Here is a 12,328-nt window from a genome sequence, read left to right on the forward strand (position 1 = left end):
CTTGAACAGAAGATAAGGTACGCACCATGGCACAGAACATCACCATTGGGACTGCCCCCGACTCCTGGGGAGTCTGGTTTCCCGATGATCCCCAGCAGACACCCTGGCAGCGCTTCCTCGACGAAGTGGCTGAAGCCGGCTACAAGACCATCGAACTGGGTCCCTACGGGTACCTGCCCACCGACCCCGCGCAGCTGGCCGACGAGCTGGCCGCCCGCGACCTGAACGTCTGCGCCGGCACCGTCTTCACCGCCTTCCACCGCGGTATCGACGGCAGCGCCAGCGCCTGGGAAGAAGCCTGGGAGCCAGCCCGCAAGGTGGCCGAGCTGACCGCCGCCATGGGAGGCGAGCATATTGTGGTGATCCCTGCCATGTGGCGCGACGACGTCACCGGCCAGGCCATCGAATCGGGCACCCTGGACGGTTCGGCCTGGGATTCGCTGGCCAAGGGCCATGACCGGCTGGGAAGGATCCTGCAGGAGGAATTCGGCCTCAAGCAGCAGTTCCATTCCCATGCCGACTCCCATGTCTGCGGTCAGGGCGACATCGAGAAGTTCCTTGAGCTCACCGACCCGCAATTCACCACCCTGTGCCTGGATACCGGACATGCCGAATACGGTGGAGCTTCCAGCGTGGACTTGATCCGCCGCTTCCCGGAGCGCATCGGGTACCTGCACCTGAAGCAGATCAACCCGGACATCCTGGCCACGGTCCGCGAACAGGACATGACCTGGGCCGCGGCCAACTTGGCCGGGGTGATGTGCGAACCGCCTTCCGGGTTGCCTGACCTCAACGAGGTCTTGAAGGAAGTGGAGAAGCTGGGCCGTCCGATTTTCGGAATTGTCGAACAGGACATGTACCCGGTGGCCGACTTCTCGGTGCCGCTGCCCATCGCCACCCGCACCCGCGACTACCTGCTCAGCTGCGGCTCGCGCAGCCGCGTCTAAGCAATCCCCACCTAGCCAAGAATTCTTGAAAGGACATATCGTGCCAGATAACCTGCGCGTCGCCGTCGTTGGAGCCGGGCGCATGGGCGCCGACCACATACAGCGGATCCACCACCGTATTTCCGGAGCCGAAGTCGCGGCCGTTGTCGATATCGACACCGACCGGGTCGCTGCGGCCATCGACGGGATCCCGGGTGCCAAGGGCTACGCCGACCTGTCCGCGGCGCTCGCCGACGGCGAGGTCAACGCGGTACTGCTGGCGACCCCCGGCTTCCTGCACCACGATGCACTGCTGGCGGTGCTCGAGGCAGATATTCCGGTGCTGTGCGAAAAGCCGCTGACCCCCGATGCCGCTTCCTCCTGGGAGATCGTCGAGGCCGAGGCCAAGCTGGGCCGCAAGCGCATCCAAGTGGGCTTCATGCGGCGCTTCGACGCCGAGTACCGGCAGCTGCGCCAGCTGATCGAGGACGAGAGCCTGGGCGAATTGCTGGTGCTGCACCACCAGCACCGCAATCCCTCCACCCCGGAGGGCTTCACCAATGAGATGCTGATCAACGACTCGGTGGTCCACGAATTCGACGCCATCCGCTACTTCACCGGTGACGAGATCACCTCGGTGCAGGTGCGCTTGGGCAAGGCCACCCGCAATGCTCCCAACGGCCAGCACGACCCCCAGCACGTGCTGCTGGAAACCTCGACCGGAGTGCTCGCCGACGTGGAGATCTACGTCAACGCGAAGTTCGGCTACGAGGTGGCGACCCAGGCTTCCTTCGAGGAGGGCATCGTGTCCATCGGCAATGACGCTGGACCGTATGTGCGTACCGCCGGGCAGTGGGGCGGCAAGGTCACCCCCGGCTTCGAGGAGCGTTTCGGCGCCGCCTACGATACCGAAATCCAGTCATGGGTGGACGCCGCGCTGCGAGGCGAATTGGGCGGGCCCAGCGCCTGGGACGGCTACGCCACTGCGGCCTGCTGCGAGGCTGGAGTCGAGGCCCAGCGCACCGGCGAAAAGGTGGCAGTCAAGCTGAACAGCAAGCCGGATCTCTACAGCTAAGGGCATCATGAAATACGCACTGGACCCGACCCCGTTCCATTCCACCCATTCGCTGCTCCAGTTCCCGGAACTGGCAGCGGAGCTGGGCTATGACAGCATCCAGCTGACACCGCATGCGGACATGATTCCGTTCTTCACCCACCCCAAGGCCGACGATGACCTGGTCGCGCAGCTCGCGGCCCGTTGCCGGGCTTCCGGGGTGGAGATCGCTTCGGTGCTGCCGGTACTGCGCTGGGCCTCGCCCGATGAGAATTTGCGCCAGGCCGCGGTGCGCTACTGGAAGCGCGCCATCCAGATTGCCGTGGATCTCGGCGTGAACCAGATGAACACTGAATTCTCCGGGCGGCCGGAACGCGCCGAGGAGTCCGAGGCGGCATTCTACCGCTCCATGGAAGAGCTCGTGCCAATCATTGAGCGCGAGGGCATCAATGTGGCCATTGACCCGCATCCGGATGATTTTGTCGAAGAAGGCCTGGCCGCTTGGCGGGTGATCCGCGGGGTGAACTCGCCGAATCTGTCCTTCGTCTACGTTGCTTCGCATTCCTTCCACATGAAGGACAAGCCGCTGGATATCATGCAGGCAGTGGGAGAGCGGCTGCGCGTGGTGCACGTGGCGGACACCATGAACCATCATGCCTCGCACGGGTTGCGCTACATCACCAACCCGCCGGGCAATGCGGTGCGCGTGCACCAGCATCTGAAGCTTGGCGATGGAGACGTGAACTGGGACGAATTCTTCTCCGGCCTCGTGGCCAACGGATTTGCCGACCGCCAGGACAGCGTGATGGTCTCCTGCGTTTTTGCCGAGAATGAGAACGCCGTAGCAGTCGCCAAGTACCAGTTGGAGCAGATGCGCAGCCGCGTTGACGCTGCCCGTGCCGTGCGCGCCTAGCCAAACCGGCTTCCCGAGCCGAATTGCAACATGACGAAAGCCGAATCCGCATGGGTTCGGCTTTCGTCGTCCTGCCAGGGGCCATCCTGCGCAGAAGGCGGATCCAGCAAGAGCCGCAAAATGCCGTGATGATCTGTGGGCATGGTCCCGGGAAGTGGCGGACCGGGAGGCTGCGGCAGTCCAAAAAGCAGTATCCGCCAGGACAAAATGTCCAAGAATGCTTGCCCAGAAAACACTGATGACGTATTGTCCTTACATAAGGGCTGTGAAGCCCATCACTTTCAATTATCGACGGGGCCGGAATAATGCTCAATGGCCCCCGCCGCACCGAGTGGAGGAAGCCGGATCGCAGTTGATCCGATGGATGGCCGCAGGCCAGCCACGCTTCCACCCGGGCAATCCAAAGGAGTCCCCATGTCCAGTGCGCAGAGTGCTTCTGCAGAGTCGAGTCTGCCGCCCCTTAGTCCGGGCCCCCATGCAAAACGTCTCGGTTTAATCTCCATCGTTGCCTGTTTCGGCGGTCTGCTTTTCGGCTATGACACAGGTGTTGCCAACGGTGCTGAAGGCCCGATGGCCGCCGAGCTGGGCCTGAATCTCCTGCAGATTGGCGTGGTGATCAGCTCGCTGGTCTTCGCCGCCGCAATTGGCGCACTGGTCGGTGGGCAGATCGCTGACGTGTGGGGCCGGCGGAAAACCATCATCATGCTGGCAGTCCTCTTCTTCGCGGGAAGCCTGCTGGTTGTCTTTTCGCCTGCTGGACCGGAACTGGGAACGTTCTCGCCCTTTGGCTACAGCGTGCTGATTGCCGGACGCATCATGCTCGGATTGGCCGTCGGCGGCGCATCTACGGTCGTACCGGTATACCTGGCTGAACTGGCACCGTATGAAATTCGCGGCTCGATCACCGGCCGCAATGAGTTGGCCATCGTCTCGGGCCAGCTGGCCGCCTTCGTCATGAACGCGATCATTGGAACGGTTCTGGGCGGGACAGTGGATGGCATCTGGCGTATCATGTTCGCGATTTGCGCCTTGCCGGCATTGGCGTTGTTCTTCGGCATGCTGCGCATGCCTGAATCCCCTCGCTGGCTCGTGGAAAAGCGCCGCTATGCCGAGGCGTTGCGGGTGCTCAAGACCGTGCGTTCGCCTGAGCGCGCACTGGCCGAAGTCCACGAGATCGAGATTGTCGCCGACGAGGAAAAGCTGGCTAACAAGCCGGTGGGCATCAAAGCGGTGCTGAAGAACAAATGGCTGATGCGCATCATCGCCATCGGCATCGGCGTTTCCATGACTCAGCAGCTCACGGGCATCAACTCGATCATGTACTACGGCACGCGCGTGCTGGAAGAATCCGGGATGTCAGAGCAGCAGGCAGTACTGGCGAATATCGCCTTTGGCGTGGTTGCTGTCATTGGCGGAATTATCGCCCTGCGCAACATGGACCGCATGGACCGCCGCAAGACGTTCCTGATTGGCCTGTCGCTGACCACCACCTGCCACTTGCTGGTGGCTATCGCGGGCATGCTGCTGCCAGTTGGCAGCCCGATCCGGCCAGTGGTGATCCTGATCCTGGTGGTTGCCTTCGTGATGTCCATGCAGACATTCCTGAACGTGGCCGTCTGGGTATGGCTGGCTGAAATCTTCCCGCTGCATATGCGCGGACTGGGCATTGGCATCTCGGTGTTCTTCGGCTGGACGACCAACGGCGTGCTGGCACTGTTCTTCCCATCGCTGGTCTCCGGGATCGGGATTACCGGGTCCTTCTTCATCTTCGCTGGCATCGGTGTGCTGGCACTGTTCTTCGTAGCCACGCAGGTGCCTGAAACCCGTGGACGCTCGCTGGAAGCGCTGGAAGAGGATGTTTCCACCGGAGCGATCTACCACGTCAAGCCTGCGGTCAACGCCTGAATCGCGGCGCATCGCTGAGCTGGCAAGCCCAGCCCCCGCCACGTGGCAGGGGGCTGGGCTCGCTGCTATGCCCGGGGCCTTGCCGTGCTGCCTCGCACTACCAGCTGCGGGGCATGGATGCTGGAAGCGCCCGGGGCGTTCAGGGCCGCGTGCATGGCGGCTTGGGCCAGTGCCGCGACATCTTGCCGAACGCTGGTCAGATCGGCGTGCGCCAGCCTGGCGAATTCACTGTCGTCATAGCCGACCAGGCAGATCTGCTCGGGAACATGCAGGCCGGCAAGGTCGATTGCTTGGCGGGCGCCGAGCGCCGCACGGTCATTGAAGGCCAGTACCGCTGTGGCGCGTTCGGCTGGGGCAGTTGCTTCCAGGTATTCGCGCAGGACCGTGAAAGCGGTGGCGTCATCGGGGCCAGCTGGGAGCACTTGGCCGTGCGCGTTGGCGCGGGCGGCGGATTCGGCAAAGGCCTCGCGCCGCTGTTGCGCCGCGATGGCAGATCCGCCATCCAGATGCAGCAGCCGGGTGTGGCCGAGCTGGGCCACGTGGCTGACGGCTTGTTCAACGCCGGCAGCTTCGTTGGTAATGACGGAGGGGATGCCGTCAATCGTGCGCAGCAGGCTGATTATGGGAAGCTGCTTGGAGGCGTGGACCAGTTGAGCCGGCGGAAGTTCCGGGAACAGGCCAATCACCGCTTCGACTCCCGCATCGATCAGCGTATTGAGCACTCGGCGTTCATCGCGGTGCTTGCCGGTAGCGCCCAGGATGATCTCGAAGCCGTTCTGGTCTGCCTGCTCGTACAGGGCATCGGCCAATTCCGCATGCAACGGTTCTCCCAGCGCCAGGGCCAGACCGATGGTCCGGCTGCGGCTGCTGCGCAGCGACCGCGCGCGCGAATCCGGGCGGTAACCCAACTCCGCGGCCGCCTGCTTGACTCGGGACCGGGATTCTTCGCTGGCACCCTCGGCACCGCGCATGACAATCGAGGCCAGCGCTACCGAGACCCCAGAGGCGCGGGCGACGTCGGCCAGTGTGGGGCGTTTTGCAGGGGGTGTCGGCATGGGCGGAACTTTCTTCTAGAACGTTATAGACAGTTGCTATCCAGTGTGCCATGATTTTCCTGAACACTAAATCTAGAACGTTCTAGGAGAGACTTCATGGCTTACCAGACCCTGCCAGAAACTTCAGTAAAGCCGCTGCGCCTGGCCGTTATCGGTACCGGGTGGATCGGAGCATTCCACGCCCGCACCGTGGCGCAGCATCTGCCGGATGCGCTATTGCATGTCATAGCGGACCCGGCGCCGGGCCGGGCCGCTGAACTGGCCGCTGAGCTTGGTTGCCCGAACTACACCGAAGACATCGCCGACGTGCTTGCCGACGACAGCGTGGACGCCGTGGTTATCGGGGCGCCTTCGAGCTTCCATGCCGGCTTGATCGCCCAAGCCGCCGCAGCCGGAAAGCACATCTTCTGCGAAAAGCCGGCAGCGCACGCGTTGTCGGACTTGGACGCCGCGCTTGACGCCGTGGAGGCTTCCGGGGTGCTGCTGCAGATCGGTTTCAACCGGCGCTTCTCCCGGGACTTCGCCGTTGTGGCGGAACAGGTGCATTCCGGAGTTATTGGCACCCCGCAACTGCTGCGCTCGCTGACCCGGGATCCAGAAGTGGCCGGCGGGCTGCCCAACGCGGCAAAGATCCGTTCCCACGTCATTTTCACTGAAACCCTGATCCACGATTTTGACACCCTGAACTGGTTGAACCCGGGAGCCGAAGCAGTGGAAGTCCACGTCATGTCCGATGCGCTGGTGGCCCCTGAGCACCGGGGCTCCGGTTTGCTGGATACCGCCGTGGTGAGCCTGCGCTACTCCAATGGGGCAATCGCCGTGGCCGAGGCGAACTTCTCGGCCAGCTACGGCTATGACGTGCGCGGAGAAGTCTTCGGTTCAAAGGGCATGGTGCAGGCAGGCAATCCGGTGCAGCTGGCCGCGGCCAGCTTCGACAGCCAGGGAGCGCATGCGCCAACCGAACGGTTGAACATCGAGCTATTCGCCCAGGCCTACCGCGAGCAGCTCTCGGTCTTCGCCCGCAAGATCCGGGGCTTGCGCGAGGATACGGCTGATGCAGCCCTGGCGGTCCCCACCGGCGCCGACGCCCGCGCAGCCCTGCGCATCGCACTGGCGGCCTTGGAATCCGCAGAATCCGGGCTGCCGGTCAAGTTGGAATCCGCCACCCGCCTTGCGGTGAACCCATGAACGGGCAACTGGCGGTCTGTGCCGAAATGGTCTTCCTGGACCTTCCGCTGATCGACCGGGTGAAGCGCCTGGACGAGGCCGGCTTTGAAATAGAACTCTGGGATATCCGGGGCAAGGACCTGCCGGCATTGGCGGCCACCGGCGCCCGTTTCGGCTCCATGACAGGCTACAGCGCAGGCAGCCTCTGCGATCCGGACAGCGCGGGCGAAGTTGTTCGCACCGCCAAGGAATTGATCCCGGCAGCCCAGCAGCTGGGCATCCACCGGCTAGTTGTGCATCCGGCCCAGCTCGTTGACGGGCAGGCGGCCAGCCCGCAATTCCGGGCTACCGGAGAGATGTGGCTCACCGCAGCGCGAACGCTGGAAGCACTGGGCCGCATCGGCGAAGAGCACCAGGTCACCTTCATGCTGGAGAACCTGAACACGATCCTGGATCACCCTGGAATCCCGCTGGGACGCGCCAAGGACACGATGTCCCTGGTCAAGGCCGTCGGGCACCCGAACGTGAAGATGATGCTGGACCTGTACCACGCCCAAATTGGCGAGGGGAACCTCATCGAACTGGTGCGCTCGGCGCTTCCGCACATTGGGGAAATCCAGGTCGCAGACGTACCCGGACGGTGCGAGCCGGGCACCGGGGAGATCAACTATCTGGCCGTCGCCCGTGTGCTGGCCGAGCTGGGTTATTCTGGCCCGATCGGCATGGAGGCCTACGCCAGCGCAGATTCCGAAGGAGCCATCGCGGCCTTTGCCCAGGCGTTTTCACCGCTGTCCAAGCCCGTGGCGCGCTAGCATCATGCACCGAGCATCGGAATGAGAGTCTAAAGCCCAGTGGCGGCAGCAGGAAAACCTGCTGCCGCCACTTGGCGTGCGTTCCGAGAAGCTACGCGCCAGCGCCGAAAGGCAAGCGCGAATCCATGCTCTGCGAATCCCAAGTCTGGCGGATCCAGCCGTGGTGGGGATCATCGCTGATCAGCCAATCGCGCACCCGCCCCGGGCCGGCCATGACGTTCAGGTAGTAGAGGTCGTATCCCGGCCCGGCCATGGCCGGACCATGCCAGCCGTAGGGGACCAGGACAACGTCCCCGGTGCGGACCTCGGCATTTACATCGATGGGGCGTTCATCCGAAGCATAAACGCGCGCGTAGCCGATGGGATCGCTTGCCGCCTCGGCGGGCATGCCCTGGGCTAGCTGCGTCTCGAAGTAGTAGATTTCCTCGAGGCTGGTTTCGCCTTCCTTCTCCTGATCATGCTTATGCGGAGGGTAGGAAGACCAGTTGCCCGCCGGAGTGATGACTTCGCAGACGATGAATCGGTCCGCTTCCAGGGCGGCCGGGGTGCCGAAGTTGTGGACCTGGCGGGAGCAGTTTCCTGCGCCGCGCAGCTCCACAGGGGTCTCTTCTGCCCTGATCAGCCGGGTCGGGTAGGACTGCTTGGCCGGGGCCAGTGCGACGGCGACCCGGCCCCCTTTGGCGGAGCTGATGGACAGCGCCGTGTTGATGCCGGTGTAGAGGACATCAGCAGGTCCAGCAAAGACTGATTCGCGACCCTTGAGAACATGTTCGGTTCCTGCCATGGCGACAGTGAATGATTCGCCGCTGAGCGGGACCACGATCCGTTCTTCGCTGCAGGCCTCCAGTTCAACTGTTTGGCCAGGGGCCAGCTCAGCTACCTTGAGTCCGGTGTGTGCCCAGCCGTCTATGGAAACGGCTGAGTCATGGGCACCGAGCGAGATGCTCCATTCTCCGTTAGCGGCCGAACCTGCAGGGTAAATCCAATCGGTCATCAGTCGATCCTTTCGACGGCGGGGGACAGGTGCCTAGCGTTGCACCAAGGTCATTTCAAAACTGTAGTCGTCTGCTCGATAAACATGGGAGCCGGTTTCCACGTTGCGCCCAGTGTCATCCACCGCGGTGCGCTGCATGGTCACCAGGGCCGAACCGGCCGCTGCGTCCAAGGTCTTGGCCTGGGCTTCATCTGCGGTCGTGGCCCCGATGCGCTGCTGGGCCAGGCGGAAGTTCACCCCTGCTTCGCGCAGGAGCTCGTAGAGGCCATGGGCCTGCAAGGACTTTTCGTCCAGCTCGACAATGTCGTCGCGAACCCAGTTCTCCATGAGGGCCAGCGGGCTGCCTCCGGCAGAACGCAGCCGGGTGAAGTGGTAGACAGAGACGTCCTTGGGCAGCGAAAGAAGATCCTGGATCTCCGGCGGAGCGGGAATGTGCTCGAAGCTGAGCAGGGTGGTAGAAGGCTTCTTCCCGGCGCGCTCAAGGTCGTCATTCAGGCTGGACAGCTCAAGATGCCGGCGGATCTGGCTGGAAACAACCTGCGTTCCCACACCGCGCTTGCGCACCAGCAGGCCGGACTGGACTAGGTCATCCATGGCCTTGCGAATGGTGGGCCGTGAAAGCCGCAGCCGCTGGGCCAGCTCGATTTCATTTTCCAGTCGAGTGCCCGAGGCCAGCGAACCGTCGCGGATCGCGCCTTCGATGCCTTGCGCTACCTGGTGGTAAAGGGGAATGGGCGAAGATCGGTCGATCTTGATGCTCAGTGGTGTGCTCACAGTTGCTCCTTGCCGGCGACTTTGTCATGATATGTCGCTTTGACAGGACAAACTATATATGAAAGTTCACGATTTGGGCATCCTTTGGCTGGAAATCCAATCATTCCAAAGCATTCTCCACGCAAGTTGGTGATCCCCAGCGGCGTTGCCAGCCGCGGGGTTCGAGTCAGACATGAGGTCCGACAAGGGGAATTGGACAACAGGTTGGATTGTCCAATCGTCCAGATAAGAAATTCGGCAGATTCCATTGCCCGAGGATTCCAGTGGCACATATGGTTTTTTGGAACGGTCCAAGACTTGAGGCGAGCCGCGGCGGCCACAGGGAATCACGGCGTTAAACGCCGCAGACAGGAGAACATCATGAATGAACAGCGCAGCATCGGCGTGGGGCTGATCTCGGTGGGATGGATGGGCAAGCTGCACGCTCGCGCCTACAGTTCGGTGCCCTATGCTTATCCAGAGCTGGGCATCAAGCCAAGACTGGTCATAGCCGCGGACACCGAGCAGTCGCGAGTCGACTTCGCGATCTCAACACTGGGCTTCGAGCGCGGAACACTGGACTACCACCAGGTGCTAGCCGATCCCGAGGTGGATGTCGTCTCGATTTGCGCTCCGAACTTCCTGCACGCCGACATGGCGATCGCCGCAGCGGAGGCCGGCAAGCACTTCTGGATCGAAAAGCCCGCCGGCCGAAGCCTGGCCGAAACGCAGGCTATCGAGCAAGCCGCCATCCGTAATGGCGTGGTCACCTCGGTCGGGTTCAACTACCGGCATGCGCCAGCTATCGCACGCGCCCGCCAGCTGGTGCAAGAAGGCCGGCTGGGATCCATCACGAATGTCCGCGCCAGCTTCCTTGCCGGATATGCGGCAGACCCCCGGGCCGCTCTGTCGTGGCGCTTCAACCGGGAGCTGGCCGGCAGCGGGGTGCTTGCTGACCTGTTCAGCCATGCAGCTGATCTATGCAGCCATGTTGTCGGCCCCATCCAGGGCATTTCCGCATCCACCAATGTCATGATCCCGTCCCGGCCGAAACTATCCATGGGCCAGGGCACGCACTTCGACCTGATCGAAGGCGGTGAGCAAGGTGAAGTCGAGAATGAGGATTACGCCGCAGCGTTGGTGCGTTTCAGCCCAGAAGGCGTGGCGGACCGCGCGATCGGAACTATCGAGGCATCCCGGGTGGCTGTGGGACCGCAGTGCGGTTACCGGCTGGAAATCTACGGCACGGAAGGTTCGGTCAAGTGGGATTTTGAACGCATGAATGAACTGGAAGTCGTGCTCGGTCGAGACAACGAAGAACAGGGATTCACGACGGTGATCGGCTCGCCAAAGCATGGCGAATACTCCCGGTTCCAGCCAGGCCCAGGGAACGCGATGGGCTTTGACGACCTCAAGACCATCGAGGCCAAGAAGTTCCTGCTGGCTGTCGCCGGTGGCGAGAAAACGAACTCCACCATCGCCGATGCGGTGGCGGCAGCCGCAGTGGTCGAAGCGGCCGAAGCATCTGCCGCAAGCGGCACGTGGCAGGCGCTGGATGAGCCGGTGCGCGCTGCGAGTGTGCAATACTGACCGCCATGCCTGACTCGTCGCGCCGCCGCCCCACGATCCGGGACGTCGCCAAGCATGCCGGGGTCTCAAAATCCTTGGTCTCCCTGGTGCTCTCGGATCCTAGCAAGGTCAGTTCGATGCGGCGTTCGCTGGTCGAGGACTCCATCCGCGAGTTGGGCTATCAGCCCAACCTGGCAGCGCGCTCGCTTTCGGCCGAGAACCGGCATGCCATTGGCGTTGTCTTGGGGGAACTGCATAATCCCTGGGTTCTGAGCGTCGCGGAAGTGGTGCGCGAACAGTTGCAAGCAGCAGGGCTTGACGTGCTGTTCAGTGCGGCCGCGATTCATGACGGGCAGGGCGTTGGGCCCGCGGAATTGCAGACCTTGCGCGATTTGCGGGTCAGTGGAATTCTCGTCGTTGGATCAGCCGATGACGCCGTCAGTTTCGAAGCCGCCTTGGGTGAGACTCCCGCGGTATTTGTTGGCGGCGGGCGCCAGGCCCAATCAAGCGCTGGCGCGGTTTCGGTTGATGATGAGCAGGGCTTCGGCATGGTGATTGACCACTTGGTCGATTGCGGAAATGCGTGGATTACCCATATAGCCGGTGGCGCTGGTCCGGTTTCTGCGATGCGCGAAGCCGCCTATCATCGGGCGATGCTGCGCCATGGCTTGCGCCAGCACGTACAGGTGGTGGAAGCCGGGCCAACGATTCAGGCCGGGCATGAAGCCGTAGCGCGGTTGCTGGCCTCGGGAGCACGGCCTGAATCGCTGGCTTGTTTCAATGATCTTTCCGCCATTGGGGCGCTGCAGGCTCTGGATGAGGCTGGCGTGTCTGCGGCGGTGACTGGCTACGACAATATTTCCCTATCGTCGCTGGGAAGAATTTCGCTGACCAGCATCGGCTCGGATTCGGAAGATCTCGGTCGCAGCAGCGTGCGGCTGCTGCTCCAATTGATGCGGAATCCGGAAGGAAAATTTGCACGTCAGTTGATGATTCCACCGCGGCTTATCGTGCGCTCCTCGTCGCAGCTGCACCGTTGAACCCTGTGAAAGCGGCGTTTCGCCGTGCTTGTCGAGGTCGGCAAATTACTCGTCTTCACATCCTTATGTCTTAACAAAGTCTTGACGGATCGCTTTTCGTCACGCACACTTTAGGCATCTTGTGATTCAAGTCACGGAAC

11 protein-coding genes are annotated in these 12,328 nt (G+C 62.6%); 8 read left to right on the plus strand and 3 right to left on the minus strand.

Going from position 1 to position 12,328, the window contains the following annotated elements; translation table 11 throughout:
* Positions 1 to 26: 26 nt before the first annotated feature.
* From EDF61_RS08845 to EDF61_RS08860, 4 genes are all read left to right on the plus strand, one after another.
* Positions 27 to 947: a sugar phosphate isomerase/epimerase family protein gene (locus EDF61_RS08845; protein ID WP_133833846.1), complete on the plus strand. Its 921-nt coding sequence runs from the start codon at positions 27 to 29 to the stop codon at positions 945 to 947.
* Between the two features lie 40 nt (positions 948 to 987).
* The gene (locus tag EDF61_RS08850; protein WP_133833847.1) at positions 988 to 2,001 is read left to right on the plus strand and encodes a Gfo/Idh/MocA family protein; all 1,014 of its coding nucleotides are present in this window, start codon (positions 988 to 990) and stop codon (positions 1,999 to 2,001) included.
* Between the two features lie 7 nt (positions 2,002 to 2,008).
* Positions 2,009 to 2,893 (plus strand): sugar phosphate isomerase/epimerase family protein, encoded by an 885-nt coding sequence (locus tag EDF61_RS08855; protein WP_105656543.1) that lies wholly within the window; start codon positions 2,009 to 2,011, stop codon positions 2,891 to 2,893.
* Between the two features lie 414 nt (positions 2,894 to 3,307).
* On the plus strand, positions 3,308 to 4,798 hold the full coding sequence (locus EDF61_RS08860; protein ID WP_133833848.1) for a sugar porter family MFS transporter: 1,491 nt from the start codon (positions 3,308 to 3,310) through the stop codon (positions 4,796 to 4,798).
* Positions 4,799 to 4,863: 65 nt separating this feature from the next.
* On the opposite strand, the gene EDF61_RS08865 is transcribed toward EDF61_RS08860, so the two are convergent.
* Positions 4,864 to 5,853, minus strand: a complete 990-nt coding sequence (locus EDF61_RS08865) for a LacI family DNA-binding transcriptional regulator (protein ID WP_133833849.1) — start codon at positions 5,851 to 5,853, stop codon at positions 4,864 to 4,866.
* Between the two features lie 96 nt (positions 5,854 to 5,949).
* Here EDF61_RS08865 and EDF61_RS08870 point away from each other — a divergent pair, with 96 nt between their 5' ends.
* Together EDF61_RS08870 and EDF61_RS08875 are read left to right on the plus strand one after the other, a co-directional pair.
* Positions 5,950 to 7,041 (plus strand): Gfo/Idh/MocA family oxidoreductase, encoded by a 1,092-nt coding sequence (locus EDF61_RS08870; protein WP_105656540.1) that lies wholly within the window; start codon positions 5,950 to 5,952, stop codon positions 7,039 to 7,041.
* A complete protein-coding gene (locus EDF61_RS08875) occupies positions 7,038 to 7,832 on the plus strand; it encodes a TIM barrel protein (RefSeq protein ID WP_105656539.1) in 795 nt (264 codons plus the stop codon). Before EDF61_RS08870 ends, EDF61_RS08875 begins: the two co-directional genes overlap by 4 nt.
* Positions 7,833 to 7,923: 91 nt before the next feature.
* Here EDF61_RS08875 and iolB read toward each other — a convergent pair whose 3' ends face one another.
* Positions 7,924 to 8,826 (minus strand): 5-deoxy-glucuronate isomerase, encoded by a 903-nt coding sequence (gene iolB, locus EDF61_RS08880; RefSeq protein ID WP_105656538.1) that lies wholly within the window; start codon positions 8,824 to 8,826, stop codon positions 7,924 to 7,926.
* 33 nt (positions 8,827 to 8,859) lie between these two features.
* The gene (locus tag EDF61_RS08885; RefSeq protein WP_133833850.1) at positions 8,860 to 9,600 is read right to left on the minus strand and encodes a GntR family transcriptional regulator; all 741 of its coding nucleotides are present in this window, start codon (positions 9,598 to 9,600) and stop codon (positions 8,860 to 8,862) included.
* A 360-nt stretch (positions 9,601 to 9,960) separates the two neighbouring features.
* Here EDF61_RS08885 and EDF61_RS08890 point away from each other — a divergent pair, with 360 nt between their 5' ends.
* Complete coding sequence (locus EDF61_RS08890; RefSeq protein ID WP_133833851.1) at positions 9,961 to 11,169, plus strand: Gfo/Idh/MocA family protein; 1,209 nt, start codon at positions 9,961 to 9,963, stop codon at positions 11,167 to 11,169.
* Positions 11,170 to 11,174: 5 nt separating this feature from the next.
* Positions 11,175 to 12,188 carry a LacI family DNA-binding transcriptional regulator gene (locus EDF61_RS08895; protein ID WP_133833852.1) on the plus strand — a complete coding sequence of 338 codons (1,014 nt, stop codon included), beginning with the start codon at positions 11,175 to 11,177 and terminating at the stop codon, positions 12,186 to 12,188.
* The last annotated feature ends 140 nt before the right edge of the window (positions 12,189 to 12,328 follow it).

Source organism: Arthrobacter sp. JUb115, assembly GCF_004365035.1.
Lineage (GTDB): Bacteria > Actinomycetota > Actinomycetes > Actinomycetales > Micrococcaceae > Glutamicibacter.